20 protein-coding genes are annotated in these 23,970 nt (G+C 63.6%); 17 read left to right on the top strand and 3 right to left on the bottom strand.

Features of this window, described 5'->3' with window-relative positions; all coding sequences use genetic code 11:
- Positions 1-15 precede the first annotated feature (15 nt).
- The 7 genes from Q7S96_04995 (at position 16) to Q7S96_04965 (ending at position 13,588) form a co-directional block, all read left to right on the top strand.
- Positions 16-8,037: a CARDB domain-containing protein gene (locus Q7S96_04995; GenBank protein MDO8463590.1), complete on the top strand. Its 8,022-nt coding sequence runs from the start codon at positions 16-18 to the stop codon at positions 8,035-8,037.
- 57 nt (positions 8,038-8,094) lie between these two features.
- Positions 8,095-8,559 carry a hypothetical protein gene (locus tag Q7S96_04990; protein MDO8463589.1) on the top strand — a complete coding sequence of 155 codons (465 nt, stop codon included), beginning with the start codon at positions 8,095-8,097 and terminating at the stop codon, positions 8,557-8,559.
- Positions 8,560-8,928: 369 nt separating this feature from the next.
- Positions 8,929-9,180 carry a hypothetical protein gene (locus Q7S96_04985; protein ID MDO8463588.1) on the top strand — a complete coding sequence of 84 codons (252 nt, stop codon included), beginning with the start codon at positions 8,929-8,931 and terminating at the stop codon, positions 9,178-9,180.
- 49 nt (positions 9,181-9,229) lie between these two features.
- Positions 9,230-9,604 carry a hypothetical protein gene (locus Q7S96_04980; GenBank protein MDO8463587.1) on the top strand — a complete coding sequence of 125 codons (375 nt, stop codon included), beginning with the start codon at positions 9,230-9,232 and terminating at the stop codon, positions 9,602-9,604.
- Between the two features lie 136 nt (positions 9,605-9,740).
- Positions 9,741-12,410 carry a DUF5667 domain-containing protein gene (locus Q7S96_04975; protein MDO8463586.1) on the top strand — a complete coding sequence of 890 codons (2,670 nt, stop codon included), beginning with the start codon at positions 9,741-9,743 and terminating at the stop codon, positions 12,408-12,410.
- A 116-nt stretch (positions 12,411-12,526) separates the two neighbouring features.
- Positions 12,527-12,925 (top strand): hypothetical protein, encoded by a 399-nt coding sequence (locus Q7S96_04970; protein ID MDO8463585.1) that lies wholly within the window; start codon positions 12,527-12,529, stop codon positions 12,923-12,925.
- A 168-nt stretch (positions 12,926-13,093) separates the two neighbouring features.
- Positions 13,094-13,588, top strand: a complete 495-nt coding sequence (locus tag Q7S96_04965; GenBank protein MDO8463584.1) for a hypothetical protein — start codon at positions 13,094-13,096, stop codon at positions 13,586-13,588.
- Positions 13,589-13,686: 98 nt separating this feature from the next.
- Here Q7S96_04965 and Q7S96_04960 read toward each other — a convergent pair whose 3' ends face one another.
- Positions 13,687-14,592: a hypothetical protein gene (locus Q7S96_04960; GenBank protein ID MDO8463583.1), complete on the bottom strand. Its 906-nt coding sequence runs from the start codon at positions 14,590-14,592 to the stop codon at positions 13,687-13,689.
- A 109-nt stretch (positions 14,593-14,701) separates the two neighbouring features.
- Here Q7S96_04960 and Q7S96_04955 point away from each other — a divergent pair, with 109 nt between their 5' ends.
- The 9 genes from Q7S96_04955 (at position 14,702) to Q7S96_04915 (ending at position 20,688) form a co-directional block, all read left to right on the top strand.
- Complete coding sequence (locus Q7S96_04955; GenBank protein ID MDO8463582.1) at positions 14,702-15,571, top strand: UTP--glucose-1-phosphate uridylyltransferase; 870 nt, start codon at positions 14,702-14,704, stop codon at positions 15,569-15,571.
- A gap of 151 nt (positions 15,572-15,722) precedes the next feature.
- Positions 15,723-17,192 (top strand): extracellular solute-binding protein, encoded by a 1,470-nt coding sequence (locus tag Q7S96_04950; GenBank protein MDO8463581.1) that lies wholly within the window; start codon positions 15,723-15,725, stop codon positions 17,190-17,192.
- Between the two features lie 50 nt (positions 17,193-17,242).
- The gene (locus Q7S96_04945; protein ID MDO8463580.1) at positions 17,243-17,812 is read left to right on the top strand and encodes a pilin; all 570 of its coding nucleotides are present in this window, start codon (positions 17,243-17,245) and stop codon (positions 17,810-17,812) included.
- A 246-nt stretch (positions 17,813-18,058) separates the two neighbouring features.
- A complete protein-coding gene (locus tag Q7S96_04940) occupies positions 18,059-18,418 on the top strand; it encodes a hypothetical protein (protein MDO8463579.1) in 360 nt (119 codons plus the stop codon).
- 102 nt (positions 18,419-18,520) lie between these two features.
- Positions 18,521-18,925 carry a pilin gene (locus Q7S96_04935; protein MDO8463578.1) on the top strand — a complete coding sequence of 135 codons (405 nt, stop codon included), beginning with the start codon at positions 18,521-18,523 and terminating at the stop codon, positions 18,923-18,925.
- Positions 18,926-19,008: 83 nt separating this feature from the next.
- Positions 19,009-19,464, top strand: coding sequence for a hypothetical protein (locus Q7S96_04930; GenBank protein ID MDO8463577.1), 456 nt, complete (start codon positions 19,009-19,011; stop codon positions 19,462-19,464).
- A gap of 4 nt (positions 19,465-19,468) precedes the next feature.
- Complete coding sequence (locus Q7S96_04925) at positions 19,469-19,855, top strand: hypothetical protein (protein MDO8463576.1); 387 nt, start codon at positions 19,469-19,471, stop codon at positions 19,853-19,855.
- A 1-nt stretch (position 19,856) separates the two neighbouring features.
- Positions 19,857-20,243 (top strand): hypothetical protein, encoded by a 387-nt coding sequence (locus Q7S96_04920; protein MDO8463575.1) that lies wholly within the window; start codon positions 19,857-19,859, stop codon positions 20,241-20,243.
- 22 nt (positions 20,244-20,265) lie between these two features.
- Positions 20,266-20,688, top strand: coding sequence for a hypothetical protein (locus Q7S96_04915; protein MDO8463574.1), 423 nt, complete (start codon positions 20,266-20,268; stop codon positions 20,686-20,688).
- A 64-nt stretch (positions 20,689-20,752) separates the two neighbouring features.
- On the opposite strand, the gene Q7S96_04910 is transcribed toward Q7S96_04915, so the two are convergent.
- Both Q7S96_04910 and Q7S96_04905 read right to left on the bottom strand, forming a co-directional pair.
- Positions 20,753-21,301: a hypothetical protein gene (locus Q7S96_04910; protein MDO8463573.1), complete on the bottom strand. Its 549-nt coding sequence runs from the start codon at positions 21,299-21,301 to the stop codon at positions 20,753-20,755.
- Complete coding sequence (locus Q7S96_04905) at positions 21,298-21,768, bottom strand: hypothetical protein (protein MDO8463572.1); 471 nt, start codon at positions 21,766-21,768, stop codon at positions 21,298-21,300. The genes Q7S96_04910 and Q7S96_04905 overlap by 4 nt, the downstream gene beginning before the upstream one ends.
- 408 nt (positions 21,769-22,176) lie before the next feature.
- Here Q7S96_04905 and Q7S96_04900 point away from each other — a divergent pair, with 408 nt between their 5' ends.
- Entirely contained in the window at positions 22,177-23,958 is a 1,782-nt protein-coding gene (locus Q7S96_04900; protein ID MDO8463571.1) for a DUF2079 domain-containing protein, read from the top strand.
- Positions 23,959-23,970 lie beyond the last annotated feature (12 nt).

Below are 23,970 nucleotides of genomic sequence, written 5' to 3'. Positions count from 1 at the left end.
GATGAAAAATACGCTATGGATAAGCTCACCGTCGTGCGCGCGCGACAGGCAGTGCTGACGTTCATCGCAGCGTTCGTATTGCTCGTCCCGAGCGCAGCACACGCGGCTGCCGGCCTCACGCCGGCGAGCCGTTTTTATTTCTTCGATCTCACGTTCGAGCGCGTCGCGCTCGCGCTGACGATCAATCCGGAGAAGAAGGCCGCGCGTGCGCTCCGCTACGCACAGGAGAAGGTGGAGGAGGCGCAGGTGATCGCGGAGCGCGCACCGGAGCGTGTGCTCGTCGTGCAGGTGATCGCGCAGCGATATGTGCAGCTCGCGCAGGAGCAGGCCGATGTATCGGGAGTGGATGGCACCGCCGATGCGATTGATGCGGCGGTGACGACGCAGCTCGCGCAGCAGACCCGGGTGTTTACGTCCATCGCGGCGCAGCTCACCGCACCGGAACAGGGCGGCGATGCGGATCGCTCGGTCATCGCCGAACAGATTCTCGATCGTCTCGCATCCGTGCCAACACCGGCTCTTGCGCAACCGGAATCCGCACCCACCGCGACCGCGCCACCCGCGCCGGTTCCCGTCCCCGTCTCCACGCCAGCTCCGTTCGCTCCGCCTGCGCGCGTATCGAGTGGTGGAGTTGATGCGGTGCCGGTGGTGACACCCGCTCCCGAGCGAGTGCTCGAACGCACGATCCCTGTTGTCTCGGGCGTGCCAGAACAGGATGCTTTTGCTCCGGCACCATCCGTCCCCGATGCGGTTGCGGCCCCGGGAGTGGAAGCAGCAGCCCCGGCATTCGTCGGTGTTGCCGTGCCGGCTCCCGATCCGCCGCGTGGTTTTTTTGGACGGGTCGCTGCGCGATTGCGTCCGGCAAGCGGTACGCCGACCGTCACTCCCGTTCCGGTGTCGCCATCGGAAGTGCCACAAGCACCATCGTGCCCGGGATTCACCAATGATACTTGTGGTGGAATGTGCGGTGACGCGAACGAGCGTTGCGTTCGTGACGCGACGACCGCGGCGACGTGCTACGCGTGCGTCGTTGCGTGCGAACCGGACGAGTTTACCTCCTACGATCAGTGTGCGCAGGCGTGTGGCACCCTGCACACCATCACGACGCGCAATGGCAGCGATGGGTTGTTCTGTTGCAGCTGCGGGCCGGAGATCGTTGCCGCGCCTGAAGACGTGCCGGTTGTGGTGTCGCCACCTCTTTTGGAAACGCCCGATGACGTCGTGCTCCTCCCTCCTGAGGATGGCGAGCCGATTGCGCCACCACCAGAGGATGTGTCTGAGCCGGAACCCGAACCACAGCCCGATCTCATTGCTGAGTCCTACGACATCACGCCGGAACGTGCGATGATGGTGTACCGCAACGTCGGCGGTACGATTGCTGATGCGTACCAAGTACTGTTCCAATGGGTGAACGCGGAGGGTGCGGTGCAGGATGCCGTTGCGATGGTGCGCGTCGGCAGTGCTGCCGGCTCCTCCACGTTTGTGGACGCGGCAACAACGACCGTCGAGCGGACGCGTGGGCGCATGTTCAAGCGCGCGGAGCCGTTGTTGCTGAGCGCGTTTCTCGCCGATCGTCCGGCGGATGCAACCCTGCTCCAGATGGTCCTTGACGAAGGAGGTGCGATTGCCGAGGCGAACGAGGAGAACAATACGCTTGCGATCCCGTTTGCACTCCCCAATCTCCAGATCATCGCACCCACCATTGCCGATGGCGCGCTCACCTTTTCGTACCACAACACCAGCGCGACCGTCATCATGACGCCGTTTGCCATCGAGCTCCAGTGGCTCGACGCTGCGGGTGGGCGCCTCGGTGCGCCGCGCTCCATTGCGGTGGAACACGTTGCGCCGTTCGAGCGGGTCACCCTACGCTCCGCGCACGCCGTCGCGTCCTACACCACCGGTCGCATGTTCTCGACTGCACACGATGAACCGCTCGCGACGTACCTCGTCAACCGTCCGGCGGGCGCGACGCAGTTTCGCATCGCGCTCGATGCGGGTGCGGTACTCCTCGAGGAGACACGAGACGACAACGCGGCGGTCGTGCACCTCCCGCTCCCCGACCTCGCCATCACGGAAGCGGGTTTTGTCGGCGGTGATGCCGGTGCGTTTGCGGCACGGGTCTCCAACATCGGCACGACGCGCATCGGGAGTGCATTCCACGTCGCATTCCAGTGGTTGGACGGGGAACGCCAACCGCTCGGTTCCCCACGCTCCATCGCGTACCCCGCACTCGATGCCGGTGCGACGACCGGCATCTCTTCGGCAACGTCCACGGTATCCTACCGGAGCGGTCTGCTCCGGAGCATGGAGACACAGTCGCTCGCCGCGTTCCTCACCGACCGACCGGATGGCGCGGCATTCCTTCGGGTCGCACTCGACAGCGCAGGGACGCTCGACGAGTCCGATGAGTTGAACAACATCGCGGTGCTCGACGCACCCGCGCTCCCGCCGCCCCCGCCGCAACCATCCGCACTCGCAGACCTCACCATCGTGGGTGCATCGCTCACCGCGGACGATCTCGTCTTCACCGTGCAGAATGACGGCGCAGGCGCAACGGATGGCGCGCGCGTGCGCGCGGACATCGTGTGGCGCACGGCAGATCGGCAGGCGACGGGCCAGCGCTACTTCGTGGACCTCGCGCCGATCGTCGCGGGTGGACGCATCACACTCCATGCGCGTGATGTGCAGGTGTCGTACGAGTTCCGGGGCGGGTGGTGGGGTCGCACGCAGGTCTCGACGATCGCCCTCACCGAGGTGCTCCGGATGCCACCGCGCGATGCGACGCACCTCCACCTCACGCTCGATCCGGACCATGTGATTCGCGAGACGAACGACGGGAACAACGCGGTGCTCCTCGAACGTCCGCGCGCCGATCTCCGCATTGCGGACGCGCACCTCGTGGATGCATCGCTCACGTTCGCGGTGGTGAACGATGGGCCGGGCATCACGGGCGGTGATGTCTCCGTCGGCCTCCTCTGGCTGGACGGCAGCGGCACTCCCATTCCCGGCGGCGAGCGCGTCCTCACGATGCTCCCCATTGCACCTGGAACATCCGCGCGCATGAGCGCGGCCGATACGATGCTCTCCTTCGCCTACGCCAATCATCGTCCCCAACCATCGAGCCAATCGCTCGCGCAGTTCCTCCAGCAGCGACCGAGCACCGCAACCGCACTCCGCATCACGGCAGATGTGACGGATGCAATTCCCGAGCGGGATGAGGAGCACAACATCGTCACCCTGCCGCTCCCGCTGCCGGACCTCCAGCTCGTTGCCGCAGCAACCGGCATCGAGGCGAGCGGCGACACGTTCCGTATCACCATCGCAAATCGTGGTGCAGCGCGCGCCACGCCCGCCACGCTCACGCTCCAGTGGGTGGATGCCGCCGGCGGGGTACTCGGCACGCCGACCGTCACCCGCGGGACGGGCTTCCTCAGCCCCGGGGCCACCGAAGTTCGCACCTTGCGCTACGACGGGTACGGGTACGATGAGCGCTCGCTCGCGTTGTCGCCGACGGGGGCTGCGGCACTCCGCGTGACGATTGATGCGGGCAATGCCATCGCGGAGTCCTCGGAGGAGAACAACAGCGCGGACGTTGCTGCGCGACGGAAACTCGCAGACCTCGTTGTGCGCGACGTTGCCGTCACGCGCGACGGCGCGACGTTCACGGTGACGAATGTCGGCGACGCGCCCGCCGGAGATCGTGAGGGACGCATCCGCATCGCAGTGCACTTTGCCGGTTCGTACGGTCGGTACTGGTTGGACACCGCCGCGCTCGCATCTGGTGCATCGCGGACGTTCACCGCAGCAACCACCACGCTCACGTCACCTCTGTGGACCGCGACCGGTCTCGCACAGGAGCAGACACCCTTGGCGGGCCTCCTCGCCGATCCGCCAGCGAACGCGAGCGGGCTGGAGATCACCGCTGATCCTGAGCATGTGCTCCGCGAGCACGATGAGCAGAATAACACCGCGCGCGCGGCACTCGTCATCGTGCAGCAGCCCGATCTCGAGTTCGGCGAACCTGCGCTGGGCATGGACAGCTTCTCGGCGACGCTCTGGAACAAGGGGAAGCAGGACGTCCAGGCATTCGTGTGGGAGTTCGCGTGGCTCGATGCGGAAGGCACGGTCGTGGGCGCGTCGGTCCGCGTGGACGGGCCGCAGCTCTCCTCGCGCAGTGGCCGTTCGATCATCATCGAACGCGGTGTGGGTCGCGCGGGCGAGCTGCTCGCATCGCCGCCGGATGCGGCGCGCACGCTCCGCGTGACGATGGATCCGGATCATGCAATCGCGGAGAAGAACGAGGAGAACAACCGCGTGACCTTCGATCGTCCGGACCGGAGCGCGCTGCCGGATCTCACGATCACCGGTGTCCCCAAGCTCTTCACGAATGCCGACGGTGATATCTATGGACTCGATGTCCGCAACGTCGGCGAGATTGCATCACCCGTGTTCTTCTGGTCTATGCAGTGGGCCGATGCTTCCGGTACGCTCCTTGGCGCGCCGTACATCGGTCGCGGTGACGGTCTCCAGAAGCAGTTTCTCCACCGCTACCAGCTCCTCTTCGCGTACAAGGACTCCGGCTACGGCCCCGAGGTGCAGTTCTTCAAGGACCCGCCCGCGGGTGCAACGCAGATTCGGTTTACGGTTGATCCGGCGGGCAAGCTGACGGAAGCGGACGAATCGAACAATACCTTCGATGTTCCCTTTGCCGGTGCGCCGCTGTCGGATCTCAAGGCGAATCTCATCAGCGTGACCGACGACGAGCGACTCATCGTGAACATGCAAGTGGAGGGAACAGTTCCCGCGCCGGCGTACACGTGGGAGCTCGCGTGGTTGGACGCCTCCGGTGCGCGCATTGCTGTACCACCGTACCGCCAGCCGCACGATGCGCAGCGCGCGGGGAGCTTCTACGCCATGATGAGCGACGTCGGTGATCGGACGGGGACACCGCGGCCGTTTGGTGAGTACGTGCTCGATCCGCCAACAGGTGCCGCAGGTATCGAGCTCATCGTGGACCCGGACAACCGGATCGCAGAGGAGCGCGAAGACAACAATCGTCTTACGTCGGACCGATGGCCGCTCGGGGTCGCCGATCTCGCCATTGCCGATGCCGCACTGACGGATGCGGGACTACGACTCGTCGTGCGTAATGACGGTGCCGTGCGCACGGTGGGTACGAGTGCGACGATTGCATGGCTCGATCGTGATGGCACCGTTCTTGCGGAAGAGACGCGGGACTTCATGGGGCTCTCCCGCGGCGCGGCGAAAGACCTGGGGACCATTGGTTGGACCGGATACTACGCAAACTTCATCGCCGCGCCTCCCGTGCACGCGATGCAGTTGCGCATCGTGGTGGATCCGAAGGACGCGGTGACAGAAGCCAACGAGCAGAATAATGCCCGCGTGCTCACGCGCCCGGTCGTGGCACCAGAGCCGGAACCGGAACCAGAACCCGAGCCGGAACCCGAACCAGAACCGGTCACCATCGGGCCGGACCTCGTGATGGTGCGTGTCGTTGCGTCACCTGCCGTGCCGATGACCGGGCAGGCGGTGTCGTTTACGGCGACGATCCGGAATAGCGGATCGGCGGATGTTGCGGCGACGACTGCGTGGTTGGTTGTGGATTTGAACAATGACGGTGTTCCGGATGCCTTCCCGTCCACGGAGGCACTCCCGACGCTCGCGAAGGCGGCGGAAGGAACCATCACGTGGGCCGACGCTTGGGAGGCCACGTCCGGCAACCACGCGTTCGAGGTGTGCATAGATGTCAATAAGGAGATCGCGGAGTCCGATGAGTCGAACAACTGCAAACAGGTGACCCTCACGATTGCGCGTCTGCCCGCGGAGACGGCGACGCGCATCGCATCGCGCGCGCGGGATACCGTCGGCACGATACTCGGTGCGCTCACTGGCGCGACGCAGGTAGGTGCGGCCGCACTCCCGGACCTCCTGCTGTCCTCCGCAGCGTGGGAGGAAGATGGTACGCTCGCGTTCGTCGTGCGCAATGACGGGGACGCGGAGGCACCGTCGTCCACGCTCCAGCTCGCGTGGGTGGATGACCGTGTGGTTCCTCTTGGTGCGGTGCGTACACTCACCCTCCACGCGCTCGCCGCAGGCGATGCGAAGTCGCTCGGGACCGGCCTACTCTCCGTCACCTACCGCGAGCGGTTCCTCCTCATCTTCACGCGACATCGGACGGAGAATCTCGCGGTATTCCTCGCGCACCCGCCAGCGGGCGCCACACACCTGCGCATCGTCGCGGACGGTGATGGTCGCATTGCCGAGCAGCATGAGCTCAACAACGTCGCGACGCTCCCGGTTCCGGTGGCGAGTGTGCAGGCGGAGCAGCCGCCGCTCCCCAACCTTCGCGCCGTGTCCGCGACGTATGCGGACGACGCCCGCGCCGTCACCGTCACGGTCGTGAACGATGGCGCGGCAATCGGTGACATCGGCGTACCGTTGTCGTACTGGTTCACCTGGACCGACACGCTTGGGCTGTCCGTAGGTGCGGTGCGGTTCTGGCACGATGCGCCCGCGCAAGCGTTCGCGCCCGGAGATCCACAGACGATTACCTTCGCAGGTGACCTCGGCGCGACGTTCTTCCCGCACCGTGGGAGCGGCGCGGGGCAGACCTTCCCGCAATTCCTGCGCACCGTGCCGAGCGGGGCGGTGGAGCTCCTCATCACCGTGGATGGGCCAAACGCAATTGTTGAGGTGAACGAGTCCGACAATGACGTCACGATCACCATTCCCGAGGAGGCCGAGGGTCGCATACCGGAACCCGCAGTGCCTCCACGCGAGCCGACCATCGTTGACGAGCCCGAGCTGGTGACGGATGTGCCTGAGGAACCGAGCAGCCCGAAGGAGGCAGGAGTCATCACACCGGATATCGCGCCAGTCGCGGAGCGCACGCCGGTGGTGCGCGTCGCGCCGCTCGCGGTGACGGCGACGGTTGATCCGGCATCCGGTCCCGCGCCGCTCTCCGCAACCTACCACGCGGCGATCACCGGCGGTCGCAAGCCGTACACGGTCTCCTGGCGTTTTGCAGACGGCGTCGTTGGTGCTTCGCCGACCATCCAGCGTCGGTTCGATGCCGGCGGGCTCATTGCCGCCACCGTGCAGGTACGCGATGCCGACGGGCGGGAGGCACAGGCCCGCACGACGCTCGCGGTGTTCGAGCCGGATCGTCCGGTGGATCTTGCCATCCTCGACCTCAGCGTGGACGAGAGCGGCGCGCTCCGCATCATCCTCACGAATCGCGGTGGTGTGATCAGTCCCGCGTTCACCTGGCGGCTCCAGTGGCGGGGTGGGAGCGGGCTGCCGCTTGGGCAGCACTACCTGCGCACGCAGGATGCCCTCGAACCGGACTGGCGGTTCCAGATGACGTCCGCGATTCCGGACACCGTCGGCCTCCCGCGGCCGCTCGGCGTCTACGCGACCACCCCACCGGAAGGCGCGGCGATCCTCGAGCTCACCGTTGACCCGAACGATGCCATCGCGGAGCTCGATGAGCTGAACAACCGCGCGGTGCTGAGTGCCTGGCGCAGCATGGTTGGGCTCAATACGATGCCGGTTGCACACGCGGGCGAAGATCAAACCGTGCGCGATGACGATGGCGACGGAGTGGTCACCGTCACCCTCGATGGATCGCGCTCGCGTGATGCAGACGGGTCCATCGCGCGCTTGCGCTGGCGCGTCGGTCGGGAGTACATCGGCTCCGGCGCGCAGCTGGAGTACGCCGCGCCGATTGGAACGACGTCCGTCATCCTCGAAGTCGTGGACAACGGTGGCGCATCAGCGGCGGACACCGTGCAGATCATCGTGGAGCCGTCATCCCCCAAAACCTCCGATGCCCGCGAGACGGATGTCGTAGCGGTCGCAGACGCACCGGAATCAGTCGGCATCACCGCCATCATCCCATCCGCATGGGCCGACATCGCGCGTTCTTTGACGCTCCCGCGCCAGCTTCAGGGGGAGCCCGGATGGGAGGGGGTAAACCCCTCCCCTACGGAGACGCATAACGCGACGATGGAATGAACTCCTCCCCTCCGAAGTAACGGCGTAGGGGCGGGTTTTATACCCGCCCGCGTGAGTATGGCGTCTCAGCGCAACTACGTGGCGAGCAATCGGATTCGGGAGGTGGACTTCCGCGCATCACGGGAGGCGCGCGCACTCGCGAAGCAGATCCTCACGGGACCTCTGGAGACCGAACATCGGCAGCGCGTCGCACAAGAGCTGTGCGACGCGCTGTGCGACGGGGCGGCGATGGACATCATCGCCCGCGTGACGATATCCGACGCGCACCAGTACCACAAGAAGCGCGGCGGGCGGACGGTGTTCAAGCAGTACGGGTACTACAAACCGGCAACGCGCTACGTATACATCACCAATCGTACCGCCGTGCGCGGCCAGCTCCTCGCGGCAAAGACGTTCCTCGACACGCTCCTCCACGAGTGGGTCCACCACTACGACAGCGTGCGCCTCGGCCTGGATTCCATCCACACGAGCGGGTTCTACGCGCGGCTCCAATCGCTGAAAGCCACGCTGCGCATTCGGTGAGCGCTGTCATTGCGAGGAGTCCGCGACGTGGAAATCCCGGTCATGCAGTGCACCCGGCTTTCACCTTGTACACGGCATGGCCGGGATTGCCGCGTCACTCGCGGACTCGTTCCTCGCAATGAAAGGAACATGGCACTCCATCGCTGTCATTGCGAGGAGTCCCCGATCGAAGCAATCCCGGTCATGCAGTGCACCCGGCTTTCACCTTTGTGCTGGTATGACCGGAATTGCCACGTCGCGGACTCCTCGCAATGACAGAGAATCGTGGACTCCCTCGCAATGCCGCAACGATTGACACCGCGCGTGTGATGTGCTACGGTTGACACTGCGGACTTTACCGCAGGTTCCCTGAGGAACAAGGGAGGCACCATGTCGTGGTTTGCGATGTTTGGTATCTTCACATGGGTGTGGGCACTGGTAGCGTGGGAGATCTACTGGGTGCGGCGGTACTGGTCAAAAGAGGATGGGCCCGAGCGGTTCCTCTTCCTGGTGATCGCTCCGATCATCGCGGTCAACGCGGTCGGTATCATCGCCATGCTCGCGCTGCTCCTCTGCGCGCCGTTCATCGAGCTATTCTTCGATCTCGGCTACTTCTCCACACTCCCGATCGGGAACGGGTAGGAGTACGCTCTGAGGAGACGGGGCTGTCCTTTCCAGAGGGAGGTGGACCATGTTCCAGAGTGCAACGACGCGGGATGACCCCCCGCTCACCGAAGTGGAAGAAGCGGTGCTCGAGCGACTGTTCGATCTCGCCGGCGCGGTGACGGAGGACGAGATCGCGACGTGGTTCAGCGAGGATTTCGTACGCCTGCTGCCCGCACTGCGCCGCTGTCGTATGCGCAAGCGCATCGCCGAGTGCAACGACTACGATCGTCGTGCCGCAGTCGCTATCTCGCGGCTCGTGAGCGACGAGCAGCGGATTCTCAGCGCGCTCGTGGCGCGGCACCCCCACACGCGGTTCTTCGGGTTTGATGAGGCACCGCGCCTGAGGCGTGCGTGCGAGCTCGCAGCGTTGCGCGCACCGCCCACGCCGAGCAATGCATGACGATTCGAGCGGACTCCTCACGGAGTCCGCTCTTCATGTTCTTCGTCTTGACGGGGAAAGTGTGGTATACTAGAGGAAAGACAAACATCACTGCCTGGGGATAGCGCACCGCGCGATCGTCCCGGCGACCACATCTATGCAGGGAACTCGCGACGTATACGCAGGCGGCCTCCACACGAGTTCGGGCGCGCTCCTCGTTTTCGCTACGACGCTCGCCGTAGCGTTTTTTATTGGCCTGACGGTGGTTGCTCCGCCTGCGCACGCACAGGAGCCGGATGCTCCGGCGGCGGAGACGGCGGATGAGAGCGCAGCGGTCGAGGCCGCCGTTGATGCCGCACTCGAGGAGGCGGCGACTGCGGACATTCCCGAAGCGGTGACGAGCGATGCCGAGGTCAGCGCGGCAGACCTCGGTGCTACGGATGCGCGCGTGCTCCAGGACAGCCCGCTCTATGCATCAAAGCGGCTCTGGCGCGGGTTTCGGACCGCGATGACGTTCAATCCGGTCAAGAAGGCCGAGCGCAAGTTTCAGTACGCCAACCAGGAGCTCGCGGACGCGCAGAAGCTCGCGGAAGATCGCGGCGGCGACGCAGGTGCGTTCGCTGACGTGGAGCGTGCCATGCGTCAGGCGCAGGATGGGATGCGGGAGATCGCGGCAGATGCACAGCAGCTCCGCGAGCGGAAGGATCGCGATCCGGAAGCGGTGGAGCGGTTCCTCGATCGCGTCGCGAATACCTCGTTCACGCAGCAGAAGGCGATGGAGCGCATTGCCGAGTACGCGCCGGAGGAGTTCCGTGCGCAGATCGCCGAGCGTCGCGATGGTATCCTCGAGCACGTGGGAGGTGTCATGGGCGGCGTTGATGATCCCTCGCTCCTCCGCGGGCGATTCGAGCGCGCGCTCGAGAACCAGCGTGGTGGCGAGTTCAGGAACTTCAAGAGCGTCGAGGTCCTCAAGCAACTCGAGCAGCAGGTGCCGGAGCAGGCCCGCGAGGCCATCCGCGCGGCGCAGGAGCACGCGGTGTCCCGCATGGCTGAGCAGATCGAGGAGGATCCTGAACGCTTCGGCAACTACGTTGAACATTTGTCCGGCGATGCGGTGCGGCACTTCGAGATTCTCGACGACGTGCGCACGACGCGAGACCTCCCGCCGGCATTCCTCAAACAGATTGACGCGATGAAGGCGAAGGCCGTGGAGAAGTTCAACACGGAGTTCTCCGGAGCGAGCGAGGGTGCGCGCGAGCACCTCCTCCGCAGGTTCGAGGAGGGTGACACGACAGCCGTGCGTGTCGCTGAGCAGTTCAAGCATTTCGTGCCGCCGGAGGTGCGCGCGGAGATCGAGCGGCGTGAAGATACATCCATCGAAAAGTTCAAAGCGCAATTCGCCGGTACGACGACCGCAACGGGTGAAGCGGCAGAGGCGGTCGCCGGTGAAGCGCAGCAGCTCATGCGGAAGCTCCGCGAGAATCCGGAGCCCACGGATTTCATCCTGCTGCAGAAACTGGAGGAGAAACTCACGCCGGAGCAGCGCGCGTTCGTCCAGGGATTGGAGCGCGAGGGCACGGCGCAGTTTGAGCGTCAGTTCCGCGAGGGCGGTGAGCAGTTCCTCGATCGGTTCGTGGACACGAGCGCCCCGCAGTCGCTCGAAGTACTGGAGGGGTTGCGTGCGCGCGGCGTTCCCGGACTCGGCATTGACCGCGCCATCGCGGTGCAGCGTCAGCGATTCCAGGAGCACCTCAACGACCTCGAGAATCCCGAGATCCTCGGGCACATCAAGGAGGCCATTGAGCTTGACCCGAATCTCAAACAGCAGTTCGAGGCAGGCGATCCATCGTTCTTCATGAGGATCGGCGAGCAGCGCGAGGAGCTCATGCGGAAGGGTGCGGAGCGACGGATGGAACTCGAAGTGAAGATGCGAGAGGCGTTCGAGGGTACGGAGGGGGATATTCCGGAAGACATGGGACTCCCGCCCGAGGCCATGGAGGAGTTCAAGCGCCGTCGGGAGGATTTCCACCGCGCGATTGAGGGCGAGGGCGTGCCGCCGGAGTTTGCACCGGGTTCGTTTGGTACGCCAGGGTTTGATCGCGCACCAAAGCCGCTCGACGGTGCACCGCCATTCGAGTTCCGGGAGCGCGATGGCGCTCTCGAAGCCGAGTTTCGCCGCGAGGGGCGCATGCCCGAGCAGTTTGGTACGGACCCCACTTCCCCGCCGTCGCCAGGTGCATCGGAGCGATTCCGCGCGCTCATCGAGGAGAAGCGTGAGGAGCTCTCCGGCGAGCAGCCGCACGATCCGTCGCGTCCGTACCTGCCGTTCACGCCCGATGGGCGGCCGAGTTTCGGCAACGATTTCCGTCCCAATGGGGTTGGGTCTGATGGACAACCGCTCATGGGACCGAACGGGAAGCCGATGCTCTTCCGACCACAGGGTGAGGGCGACGCGAGCCCCCCACCGGAACCGCGTCACGACGTGGAGACAGCCGTTCCGGCGAGACCCGTCGGCGATGAGCCGCAAAAGTTTGATTCGTTCGTCGCCCCGCCGGAACCGCGTATGCGAAAGGACGACCTCCGGGGATTCCGTCCATCGGAACCGCAGCAGCCCGTCGAGATGCGCCGCGAGGTTCCGTTCGAGCGGTTCATCGAGGGCCGCGGGGACGGAAGTCGCCCCGAGCCCCCGCGTTCATTCGATGCACCGGATGCACGCGGCCCGGCTGGCGGTCCCGGTCCAGGACCAAACGCTGGCGAGCAGCACGCACCCGCATCACCGCTCGGCATCCTCGCACCCCTCAAAGTTATTGCCGCGCTCGTGCCGTAGCCCGTAATTTTTGGTGCTCCCGCACCAGCTTCGGAGACGAGTACGGTCCATCCTTGACACATTTCGGACGGCACGGTACGGTGGTGGCATAGCCCTTTTAATGGAGGAAACAGTCCATGCACGAACGATTGCGCACGGCGGAGATCATACGACTCCGTGGCGCGATTGCTGCGGGATCCCTTGACTACCGCACCGTGCACCGCAAACTTGCGGAACTTCTCCTGGAAGATGGCAAGCACCTTGCAGCAGCACAAATGGCGATCGCCGCAGCAGACCTCGCTTGGGCCATCCGGCCCGCACCCGAGGTGCTCGACACGCAGGAGCTCATTGCATTCGCGCAGCGCGTGGCACCGAAGGACGATTTTGGCATACGCCGCGCATGCCAGCTCCGTGAGGAGCTCATCACCCGCCTCCTTGAGGATGTCGAGCACACGCTCCCGCCCACCGATGGGACGTTCGCGTCCCATTGCACCGTCATCGCAGCAGTGCGGCCACTCAGGATCGTTTCCACGTAGCCGTCCATCGCCCTCCATTTCCATCGTCCCTCCTGTCCATCGCCCATCCTGCGGCACCGCTTGCTCACCCTCGAGCCCACTCGAGGGTTTTACTTTGTACGAGCCCTTGACACCACGGAACAAACAGTGCTACGGTGGTGGCGCACCTTTCCAGAGAGGAGGTCGTGCATGGGAGTCGTCATTTATCTCGCGCAGCGCGCAGCGGAGCTTTTCGAGCTCGCCTCCACTCATCGGAGACGCGGCGCATACCGTGATGCGCTCCAGTGTCTGCAGATGGGGATCCGATGTTTTCCGGCGAACGAATCGTTCCTGCTCTACGCCGCCGCGCTCGAGTGTGATCTCCATACACGTCTCACCGCGGGTTCGTTCCTGTGCGATCGCATCTGCGTCGCGGTGCGTGAAGGCATGTTGGTGCGCGATCTCGAGCAGCCCATTCGGGAATGCATCACCGCGTATTTCGATGCCGATGGGTGCGAGGGCGCGGAGATGGTGACGCAGGTGATCGCCGGTATGGTGGAGTGCCACGAGAGCACGATCGCCGCGATCCTCGTGTTCGGCTACGCGCCGGAGCACCTCGTGCGCGAGTCGGTGGTGCTCCAGCGACGACTCGCGGAGTGCTACGATCGCGCGCAGCGGCGCTCGCGCCTCCGCATGGTGCCGTAGGATGGCACATCCAACAGACGACCCCGCTCTCGCGGGGTCGTTTCTCTGTGTTTCTGGTTTGTCCCTCCGAAGCTGGCGCGGGAGCGCCGAAGATCGTTTTAGCTCGCGAGCGGCAGCGCGCGGTCGCTCGCATCGAGCAGTCGCTTCGCGAGGATATCGTTGATCGCATCGAGTGCCGCGCGCTTGTACCACGCGTCGTCCTCGAGGACGATCGCGGCGAGTCGCGCCTGGTTCGTCGCGTGCGCGCGCACGAAGGTCTCGCGGAGGTTGTACGCGCGGGAGATCTCCGCCGGCTGCATCGTTGAACGCTTCACGCGGTCCTCGTGCTTCGTGACACCCTTCGCGTACATGTCGCGGATGGCCTCGAGCTCGCCGGTGCCCATGCGCTCCCACTCGGTGAGCGTGGACTCCGGGATGGGACTCCGCTCCACCTGGCCGCGCACCATTTCGAGCGCGGCAATCGCGAGCTGCTTGAACGCGCGATCCTCGGCGATGATGCGCTCCATCGTCGCCGCATCGTCCATGTCCTTCGCGCGCGTGAACGCATCGCGTCTGCCCTGGATGTTTGAGATTTTTTGCGGTTCGACCGCCGTCCCCGCGCTCAGCTCGCGGAGGATGCGTTCGTACCCCTTTGCGGTCTGCGCGAGCATCGTCGGGCCGTGGTGCTCCCACGCCTGGAGCCGTTCGGCAAACTCCTTTGCCTCGCGCGCCTTGTGGATGCTCGTTCCGGCGTTGGGCGGTGTGATCTCCGTTGGTTCGATCGCTTCCGCCGCGTCGGTCAGCGTCGTGTCCTCCGCGTCGTCCCGTTCGCGCTCCGTCAGTGTGACGTCAAACCCGGGCGGAACGATATCCACGGCATCAATGTCGGGCTCCGTGAGCTCGGCGATGCCGAGGATTTCTTCGAGTTCTGCGGCGATGTCATTGCCGCGTGCGGCCGGGCGTTCACGGCGTGTCCGCTCCGGTTTCGGCTCCTGGTGACGATCAAATGGGAGGATCGACGGCATAGGGTGGGCGTGCATGATGAGCGACTCGTGCGCGGGGTCTCCTTTGCGCTATACTATACCATAGAGGATGGGGACACACGAGCTCCCCGCATTTCGTCACATACGCTCCATGTCCATCCGCAAGGCCATCATTCCTGTCGCCGGACTCGGCACGCGATTCCTGCCCGCGACGAAAGCGCAGCCGAAGGAGATGCTGCCCGTCGTTGATCGTCCGATTATTCAGCACATCGTGGAGGAGGCGGTGGCGGCGGGCATCCGCGAGATTATTTTTGTCACCGCCATCGGCAAACGCGCCATCGAGGACCATTTCGACCGCAACTTCGAGCTCGAGTACCGCCTGGAGCAGCAGGGCAAGCGCGCACTCCTCAAGGAAGTCGCGCGGATCGGTCAGCTCGCCTCGTTCGCGTTCGTCCGCCAGTCCAAGCCGCTCGGCGACGGTCACGCCATCCTCTCCGCGCTCCCGTTCGTGGACGCGGACGAGCCGGTCGCGGTGCTCTTTGGCGACGACATGATCGTCGCGGAACGCCCGGGGATCGCGCAGCTCATAGATACCCACGACGCGTACGGTGGATCGGTCATCGCTGTGACGCAGGTTCCGCGGCGCGAGACACACCAGTATGGTGTCATCGCGGGAACGCCCGCGGGCGATCGCGTCCATGCTGTTGAAACGTTCGTCGAGAAGCCCCACCCCGCGGACGCGCCGTCGCGCTTGGCGGTTATTGGACGGTATGTCGTCACGCCGGACGTCCTCCGGATCCTCACGCGCCAGCGCGCGGGGAAGGGCGGTGAGATCCGACTCGCAGATGCGTTCATCACCGCACTCGACCGCAGCATCCCAATTTTCGCGCGTGAGATTGACGGCGATCGGTACGACTGCGGCAACCCGCTCGGGTTCCTCTCGGCGAACGTCGCACTCGCGCTCAAGCACCCGGAGCTCAAGAAGGATTTTCGACGATTCCTGAAGAAGACATTAGCGTAGCCCATTTTGCAAAACCTCATGACCATGTCATTGCGAGTCCACGAAGCAATCCCGGTCATCACCGGAAGGATGCGTATACTGTTGTTGTCGGATTGGTGCGCCGATGACCGGGATTGCCACGTCGCGGACTCCTCGCAATGACACACTTAGTATGCAACACAGACAAGAACAAAGAGGCAGCTGGTCACGGCTCCGTGCGATTGCGCTCATCGCCGTGTCCGTAGTGTTCCTTGGCGCCGGGTGCGTGCGGGACGCGATTCCGCAGGAGGTCGCAGCGCGGCTTCGGCCGGTCAATCTTGTCTGGTGGGGGGTCAATGAGACGAGCGATGACGTGCGCCCGCTCATTGACGCGTACCGGCAGATTCACCCGCATGTGCAGATCACCTACCGGAAGCTCCGGCTCGATGAGTATGAGACCGCACTCCTCGACGCGCTTTCCGAGGGCGACTTCGCCGGACCGGACATCATCTCGATTCCCGCGACGTGGACGCGGCGGTACCAGTCGAAGCTCCTCCCCGCGCCGTCCGTCGTCACCATGCCGTTTGTCACGCTCACGGGTACAGTGCGCAAGGAGCAGGTGGGCGAGCTCCGCGCGACAACCACGCCCAACCCGCAGACGCTCCGCGACCTCTTCCTGGACGTCGTCGTGTCGGATGTCGTGCTCCCGCGCGAGGGGGGAGATGCCGTCTACGGTCTGCCACTCTACGTGGATACGCTCGTGCTCTACGCGAACCGTGACCTCTTGAACGCGGGGGGTATTCCGGTGCCTGCAAAGACCTGGGCAGAACTCCAGCAGCAGGTGCCGCGTCTCACGCGCGTCGCTGCGGATGGCGCGATCCTCCAGTCCGGCGTCGCGCTCGGGACGATGGGGAACGTCCCGCGGTCGTTCGATATCCTCTCGCTCCTCATGATGCAGAACGGGACGCAGATGATCGCGCGCGGCGTGCCGTCGTTCCACCTCCTACCGGCGGGCATCACGGGACGCACGTCGCTGCCGGCGGCAGACGCGCTCGCGTACTACGCGGATTTCGCCAACCCGAACAAGCTCGTCTACTCGTGGAACGATGACCAGCCCGACGCGCTTGAGGCGTTCCTCCAGGGGAAGGTGGCGTACTTCTTTGGCTACAGCTACCACCGTCCGATCATCCGCAGCCGCGCACCGCAGTTGAATCTCTCGGTGAGTGCGGTGCCACACATTGCCGCCGCCGTAGACCCGCAGACCGGGAGCGTTATCGGGAGTGATGTCGTGCCGGGTGGACAGGGTGCGGCAATTACCTACGCGGATTTCTGGCTCCAGGCGGTCTCCGAGCGCACGAGTGCCCCGAACGAGACGTGGGACTTCCTCACCTACATCACGACGCAGCCGCAGGTGACGCGTCGGTTCCTCGAGCAGGCCAAGCGTCCCACCGCACTGCGATCGCTCGTGGGCGAGCAGCAGCAGGACGTTGACCTCAAGGTGTTCGCAAACCAGCTCCTCACCGCGCGGACGTGGTACCATGGAAAGAACGCGGAGGGTGCGGAGCAGGCGTTCGTGCAGCTCGTCCGCGATGCGTATTCGGATACCATTGAAATCAACCGCGCGCTCCAGCTCGCCGCGCAGAAGATTCAGCAGACGCTGTGATGATGCCTAGAACGTCATTTCGACCGAGTCCGCGAGTGGAGAAATCTCATATGCTGCGACGCCTGCTGACGCTTGCGGTGATTGCTTCGCTCGCGACGCTCGTCGTCGCGCCGCTCGCGGTGTGGGCGCAGGGCGTGGATACGGATCGGAAGCGCGCGACCGTCGCGGTGCAGAATACGGAGGGCGAGTGGGTGAACGCGAGCGAGCCGACGGGGCAGTGCCGCGCGCGGTTCGATGCGCCCACCGAGGAGAATCCGCGACCGATACTCTTCACGAGCGCGAACTGCTTCTGCTACGGGAACTGCGTGCTCGCGGACTTCGTGGTCATCGTCGTGCAGGTTTCCAAGTTTATCTTCGGCATCTCCGGATCGCTCGCGCTCCTCATGTTCACGATCGGCGGGTTTCTCTGGGTGACCTCAGCCGGCAGCGCGGAGCAGGTAAAGAAGGGGCGCGAGACGCTCGTCCACGCGACGATCGGCATCGTCATCATCTTTGGCGCGTGGCTCCTCGTGAACACCATCCTCGGCGCGCTCACCGGCCAGCTTGGAGCAACCACGCCCGCGAAGCTCTTCACTGGTGACTGGGCAGTAGAGTGGTCCACGCTGCCAAAGACGGAGTGAGTTGATCACCCCCCCCCTGTCATTGCGAGGAGCGAGTCCGCGAGCGACGCGGCAATCCCGGTCATACCGATACCAGGTGCGAGCTGTATGGTGTAGCGGAGGCCTTCAGGCCTCCATCCGGCCGTTCGTTGTAGGCGGATTGGTCGCGGGTAGGCGGATGGAAACCTAAAGGTTTCCGCTACGCCCCCATTGTGACACTTGTACACAGCCACGTAGAGTTCATGGTATACTAAGAATGTGCTGCATATGATTCTGTGGATGCGTGCGAAAGTGCTGTGGATGATGGCGGTGGCGGCACTCGTTCCTGTTGCGGCTCATGCAGCGGGCACAACCGCGAGTACAACGTCCCTCGAGAACCCGATCGGTACGTCGTCCATCGCGGTGCTCATCGGGAACGTCATTCGTGCGGGATTTGGGCTCGTGGGCTCCATCGCGCTCCTCATGTTCATCTACGGCGGGTTCCTGTGGTTGACCTCTGCCGGGAGTCCTGAAAGAGTGAAGAAAGGGAGGGATGTCATGGTGTGGGCGGTGCTCGGGATTGCGGTCATGTTCACCGCATACGCCGTCACCACCTTCATCATCTCGCGACTGGGGTCTGCTTCGTGAGTATTGGTTCCATCATAACCACGCATTGTTAACAGGCACGCGTCGTCGTCCCGCGATCTCCAGGAGCTCGCCCGAATCGGCTCAGTGCCACGTATCGCTTCTATGCACATCGCATCACTGCGCAATCGGAGTACTCTCCGGAAGGTTGCCGCCACTGCGGTCGCCGCCGGAGCTGCAACGGCACTCATGTTGCCGCATGCAGTCGGTGCCGTCGGCACACTTGACATTGGCATCAATGAGGTCGGGAACACGATCCAGCTCGGCACGCGCGATGTCCGTTCGACGGTTGCCTCGATCATCAACGTCGCCATGGGACTCCTGGGCATCGTTGCAGTTGTCATCATCCTCGCGGGCGGATTCCTCTGGATGACCGCAGGCGGTGAAGAGACCAAGGTGACCAAGGCGAAGCAGCTCATCTTCTCCGGCATCATCGGCCTTGCGATCATCCTCTCCGCATTCGCCATCGCCAAGTTCGTCATCAACTCCCTCGTCACTGCGACGACCTAAGATCACCGTTTCGTATCGCGCGATCGGAACGCGCCCCGATCAAGATCGGGGCGCGTTCCTCGCTCTCCAAAAACGTTCCCGCTATGCGTGTTCGCGCAACCGCCATCGCCACCGCAGTACTCCTCGCCACGCTTGGCGCGACGGTGTTCTTGCCGCCTGCTGTCTCCGCTCAAGCTTCTGTATCTGTAGCACCGTGCACCTGTCCGGAGCTAGGCGCAGCGGGAGAAGCAGCTCGCGCAACGCTTTCCGCGCGTTGTCTCGCGGAGTGTGGGCTTAAGGATAGCGCAGCAAAGGCGGTGCTCGGTGAAGCGCGTCCGCTCGAGGTCATCGTTGGTGCTGTCATCTACAACGTACTCTCGCTCGTCGGCGTCGCGTTCCTCATCCTCATGATCTACGCCGGTATCCGCTGGATGACCGCCCAGGGCGCGCCCGACCAGGTGAAGAAGGCCCAGGACATCATTAAGGCCGCCATCATCGGCATCATCATCATCGGCCTCGCCTTCGCCGCAACGGCGTTCGTACTGAGCATTTTTGCGTGAGCGTATGCGCACCATAACGCGCTACGGCATCGGGATCGTCACGGGGGCGGTACTCATCGTGCAGCCAGTCGTCGCGCGAGCGGCGGGTGTGTTTGATGAGGCACTCAAGAAGTTTTTAGAACTCGATGTTACACGGAGAGCTCAGACAGACATTGATTTTGTTATCGCGGATATCATCCTCACCGGCCTTTCGCTCGTAGGCGTGATATTCTTTGTGCTCATGATCTACGGCGGATTTCTCTGGATGACCGCACGCGGGGATTCCCCGCAGATCGAGAAGGCGAAGCAGACCATCACCAGCGCCATTATCGGACTTGCAATCACACTCGGCGCGTATGCGATTGCGTACTTTGTCGTGCAGGCCATTGAGGCCGCTTCGGGGATCTCGTAGTATGCGGAAACACCTACGGCACTTTCTGCTTGCACTGGTGATGTTCGGTATGGTGCCCGTGCGTGTGTATGCTGGTTCGATACTGGAACGCCTGCAAGACGTAGGAGCGGAAGCTGGGTGGGGAGGCGTGATCACGGACAAGTTTTCCCTGGCGGTATTCATTGGCCAGATCGTCATGGCCGCCATCTCATTGCTTGGTGTCATTTTTTTCGTGCAAATGGTCTACGCGGGTTTCCTCTGGATGACCGCGCGCGGAGAGGCACCGCAGGTTGAGAAGGCAAAGGAGACGATTCGCCGCTCCATTATTGGTTTGGCAATCGTACTCGCCGCATGGTCGCTCTCCTTCTTCATCATTGACCGTCTTGTCGCTGCGTCTGGCGTGGTGTAGTGCTGCAGCAACCTCCTGACGTATGCACGCACCACAGCACACACATCTGGGAATGCGGATGATACGGACGGTCTGCGCGAACATCTTCGTGTGGTGCGCGGTGTTTGCGGTTCTTCCCTCTATCGCGGTGGCATCCCTTAAAGACGATATCAAGGAACAGCGTCAGCAGATCGGTCTTGGTGCCGGATACATTACCGATCCCTCCTCGCCTATCATCCTTGTCACACGGATCGTCAACGGGTTGCTCCAGCTCGTTAGTATTATCTTCTTTGGACTCGTGGTGTATGGCGGATTCCTCTGGATGACCGCAGGGAGCGAAGAGACCAAAGTGACCAAGGCGAAGGAGACCTTCAGTCGCGCACTCATTGGGTTGGTAGTCACGCTCGCCGCTTTTGCAATCTCAGCGTTCGTTTTGAGTCGCGTGAGAACAGCAACGAGTGGATAGCTACGGTTATGCATGAAGAGACACCCCCCGAGATTGGGGGGTGTCTTCTATCCTACGGTATAATTTACTGGACGAAATTGCAGGTGCCTTGGCCAAGTCGTACACGCGCAACGCCAAGATTTTCATCCATGGTGAGCGGAACCTGGCGACGTCCGTGGCACTCGCCAACCTTCACGCCGGTTGGAATTGCACCGCCCGGAACGTGCACGGCGTTCGTGAGTGTTGCCTGGATGGTGTGCAACCCCGGGCGGTGGAGCAAGATGTATACTCTGCTCTTGGGCCAGAGGATGGGTCCGCGGTGTGAGTGGAGCTCGACCGGCCGATTGTCCACGAACAGCTCGGTGATGGGGAACGTTGAGCCGTTCCACACCTCCAGGCACATCGCCCCCGTACAAAACTCCTCGCGCGAGTCAATGTCCCCGCGGAGCGGCGGACGTGTGTGGAGCTCGGTCGCGGTCTGCGCAGGAGCCGGCCGCTGTGCGAGCTGCGCCGTGAGCGTGGCGTTCCGGGCTTGGATGCCAGCGAGCTGCAGGCGGAGCTTCGTGAGTTCCTGCTGGTTTGCGGTCCCGCACGCCGTGAGGAGGAAGACGACAATGACCATGAATCGCATCATCGCGCCGCCTCGCTTCGCTCGAACTCCTGCGCGAGTTGCGCGCAGACGTCAGACCATGTTCCCGTCGCGCACTCCGTGAGCGTTTGGACGAGCTGCGCGTCCTGCGTGGGGAGGCCCATCGCCTGTCCGTTCGCCTGGAGTCCACGGATGTGGTCGGCGAGGATGCCGATGGACGCGTAGACATCCGCGAATTGGTGCTGGCTGGATGCCATCTCCGCGCCGACGAGTCGCAGGGACTGCACGTATGCGGCATCCGCGCGCGCCCACTCGATGTCGCGGATACCGGCCGCGAGCAGCTTCCATTGCGCACCCGGGTTTTCGGTTGAGGGGAAGTACCCGGAGTCCGAATGGAACTCCGCGTACCCGTTCGCCGCTTGCGGCGAGACGATCCGCGTGGTGCCACACGCACTCCCAATGAGCACTGCGATGCAAGTCACCACGATGGTGTGTGGTTGAATCGTGAACATCTCCGTTGCTCCTTTCTCCGTTATCCCGAGGGATGACGTGACGAGGTATCTCACGCGCTACAATATGGGTGTTGGTACTTGGAAAGGTGCCATTCCCAATGCTCCATTCTGACGCATCAGGATGTCTCACCGTAGCAGAAATATGCTACATTGTCAATAGGGTTTGACAGTTTGATGGAGAATATCAAGATTAATGCTCAGTTAACAGTAAAATGGACTCTGCACCACAACCACACTTCTGTCATTGCGAGGAGTCGGCGACGCGGCAATCCCGGTTATACCAGTACAAGGTGAAAGTCGGGTACCCTGCACGACCAGGATTGCCGCGTCTCTCGCTGACTCGTTCCTCGCAATGACAGCACCGTAGGGGAGGGGTTTACCCCCTCCCGTCCATCGTCAGCGCGACCTATGACACAACCTCATCAACATGATGCAGATGCTCCATGGATGACCATCACGTTGCGCCGCCTCGCGCTCGCGGGCATGATCGCGCTCTTCACGCTCGCGGTGAGCGCGGTGGGTTTCTTCAAGTATCGGTACCTGCTCTACAACGGGCTCGACCTCGCGATCTACACGAACGTGCTCGCGAACCTCGCGGCCGGCAATGGGTGGTGGTCGGACATCCAGCAGCACAGCTACCTCGGTGATCACGTGGAGCCCGTGCTACTCTTGCTCATACCGATCTTCCGGGTGTGGTCGGATGCGCGGCTCCTCGTCATCGTGCAGGCACTCGTGCTCGGACTCACTGCGGTGCCAGTGTACGCGTTGCTCCGTCGGTCACGATGGTCACTGCTCCTCACCGCGCTCTGGCTCGGGAATCCGCTGTTTTGGAACGCCGCACTCTTCGAGTTCCACGCGCTCGCGTTCGCGCCCGTTCTCCTTTTGAGTGCGGGGTACTTTTTCCTGCAACGTCGCTTCTTGCCGTTCATCCTGTTTCTCATACTCGCGCTGTTCGTACGGGAGGACATCGCGCTCATCGCGATGATGTTTGGGGTGGTGGCGATTGTTTTACGATTTTCCTCCTTCTCCTCACGCCTCTGTCATTGCGAGCCAAGTCCGCGAGGCGTGGCAATCTCGGCCAATGCGCGTGACCGTTGCGTAACCCCTATGACCGGGATTGCCGCGTCGCGGACTCCTCGCAATGACAGCAAGAAGTGGTACTGGATGCTCTTACCTCTCCTCCTGGGCATCGCGTGGTTCTCCATCGCAACGCGCATCGCGGCAGTACATAGTCCGGCGGGCGCGTACCCGTTCCTCGTGTACTACGGATGGCTCGGCGAGTCGTTCGGTGAGGTGATCGTGAACACCATTGGACATCCCGTGCTCGTTGCGCAGCACCTCCTGCGTCTCTCGAATCTCGATTTCGTACTCGGGCTTCTTCTTCCGTTTTTGTTCCTTCCGTTCCTCGCGCCCGCGTGGTTTCTCCTCGCGTTGCCGCCGGCGGCCCAGGTGCTCCTCACGGCGAGCGGCGGCTCCAACCTCATGGTGCAGATGCACTACGGGCTCCTCTTTGTCCCCGCGCTCGTGCTCGCCACACTCCGCTCCCCCCTCTTCCAGAGGGGGGATACAGGGGGGTGGTATGGAGGCCGCGTCGCTACATTCTTCGGACACTGGTTCCCGCTCCCACACCGCGCTGCGATGATGCTTGGCGTGAGCGCATATATCGCCGTCGCGTTTCTTCTCGGCCCATTCCCAGGCATCGCACGCGCCGCGGTCTTCGGTGCAACGGATACGCAGCGCGTGCAGGCGCAGGCCACGGATGTGCTCCTCGCCGCAGTACCCGACAACGCGGTCATCTCCGCGAGCGCGTCCGTCATCACGCGCGTCGCCGCGCGTCGCGGCACGACGTACCTCCCGAACGCTGCACTCGGCCAGCAGCAGTACGCGTTCGCGCCGTATGTGCTTCCGTCCCAAACGACGCACGTCCTCGCAGTCATTGCGGACATGGCGGAGGAGTACACCGCGCTCCTCCACGTTTCCTGGACCAAGCCCTACGCCGCGGACGCGCCAGCACGGTTGGCGCGTCTTCTCGAGGATGGCGGGTTCCGCGTTGCTGCGGAGCGCGATGGCGTGTTCCTCCTCGCGCGCGGCGCGGACGGCCCCGCACCCCCGCTCGAACTCTTCACGCCCGCAGAGCGCATCACGCACCGCATCATCGGGCCGCTGCGCGAGGTAGAGGCGGCACCTTAGAGCACGATGCCG

Source organism: bacterium (assembly GCA_030647005.1).
Classification (GTDB): Bacteria; Patescibacteriota; Patescibacteriia; order JACPHY01; family JACPHY01; genus JAUSKG01.
The sequence above is the reverse complement of the archived record's forward strand: the minus strand, read 5'-3'. Positions and strand labels throughout refer to the sequence as shown.

What these genes read in the sequence shown, in the direction of transcription:
- Q7S96_04995 (MDO8463590.1), top strand. Translation starts at nt 16, where the DNA reads ATGGATAAGCTCACCGTCGTGCGCGCGCGACAGGCAGTGCTGACGTTC.
- Q7S96_04990 (MDO8463589.1), top strand. Translation starts at nt 8,095, where the DNA reads ATGGCGTCTCAGCGCAACTACGTGGCGAGCAATCGGATTCGGGAGGTG.
- Q7S96_04985 (MDO8463588.1), top strand. Translation starts at nt 8,929, where the DNA reads ATGTCGTGGTTTGCGATGTTTGGTATCTTCACATGGGTGTGGGCACTG.
- Q7S96_04980 (MDO8463587.1), top strand. Translation starts at nt 9,230, where the DNA reads ATGTTCCAGAGTGCAACGACGCGGGATGACCCCCCGCTCACCGAAGTG.
- Q7S96_04975 (MDO8463586.1), top strand. Translation starts at nt 9,741, where the DNA reads ATGCAGGGAACTCGCGACGTATACGCAGGCGGCCTCCACACGAGTTCG.
- Q7S96_04970 (MDO8463585.1), top strand. Translation starts at nt 12,527, where the DNA reads ATGCACGAACGATTGCGCACGGCGGAGATCATACGACTCCGTGGCGCG.
- Q7S96_04965 (MDO8463584.1), top strand. Translation starts at nt 13,094, where the DNA reads ATGGGAGTCGTCATTTATCTCGCGCAGCGCGCAGCGGAGCTTTTCGAG.
- Q7S96_04960 (MDO8463583.1), bottom strand. Translation starts at nt 14,592, where the DNA reads ATGCCGTCGATCCTCCCATTTGATCGTCACCAGGAGCCGAAACCGGAG.
- Q7S96_04955 (MDO8463582.1), top strand. Translation starts at nt 14,702, where the DNA reads ATGTCCATCCGCAAGGCCATCATTCCTGTCGCCGGACTCGGCACGCGA.
- Q7S96_04950 (MDO8463581.1), top strand. Translation starts at nt 15,723, where the DNA reads ATGCAACACAGACAAGAACAAAGAGGCAGCTGGTCACGGCTCCGTGCG.
- Q7S96_04945 (MDO8463580.1), top strand. Translation starts at nt 17,243, where the DNA reads ATGCTGCGACGCCTGCTGACGCTTGCGGTGATTGCTTCGCTCGCGACG.
- Q7S96_04940 (MDO8463579.1), top strand. Translation starts at nt 18,059, where the DNA reads ATGATTCTGTGGATGCGTGCGAAAGTGCTGTGGATGATGGCGGTGGCG.
- Q7S96_04935 (MDO8463578.1), top strand. Translation starts at nt 18,521, where the DNA reads ATGCACATCGCATCACTGCGCAATCGGAGTACTCTCCGGAAGGTTGCC.
- Q7S96_04930 (MDO8463577.1), top strand. Translation starts at nt 19,009, where the DNA reads ATGCGTGTTCGCGCAACCGCCATCGCCACCGCAGTACTCCTCGCCACG.
- Q7S96_04925 (MDO8463576.1), top strand. Translation starts at nt 19,469, where the DNA reads ATGCGCACCATAACGCGCTACGGCATCGGGATCGTCACGGGGGCGGTA.
- Q7S96_04920 (MDO8463575.1), top strand. Translation starts at nt 19,857, where the DNA reads ATGCGGAAACACCTACGGCACTTTCTGCTTGCACTGGTGATGTTCGGT.
- Q7S96_04915 (MDO8463574.1), top strand. Translation starts at nt 20,266, where the DNA reads ATGCACGCACCACAGCACACACATCTGGGAATGCGGATGATACGGACG.
- Q7S96_04910 (MDO8463573.1), bottom strand. Translation starts at nt 21,301, where the DNA reads ATGATGCGATTCATGGTCATTGTCGTCTTCCTCCTCACGGCGTGCGGG.
- Q7S96_04905 (MDO8463572.1), bottom strand. Translation starts at nt 21,768, where the DNA reads ATGTTCACGATTCAACCACACACCATCGTGGTGACTTGCATCGCAGTG.
- Q7S96_04900 (MDO8463571.1), top strand. Translation starts at nt 22,177, where the DNA reads ATGACACAACCTCATCAACATGATGCAGATGCTCCATGGATGACCATC.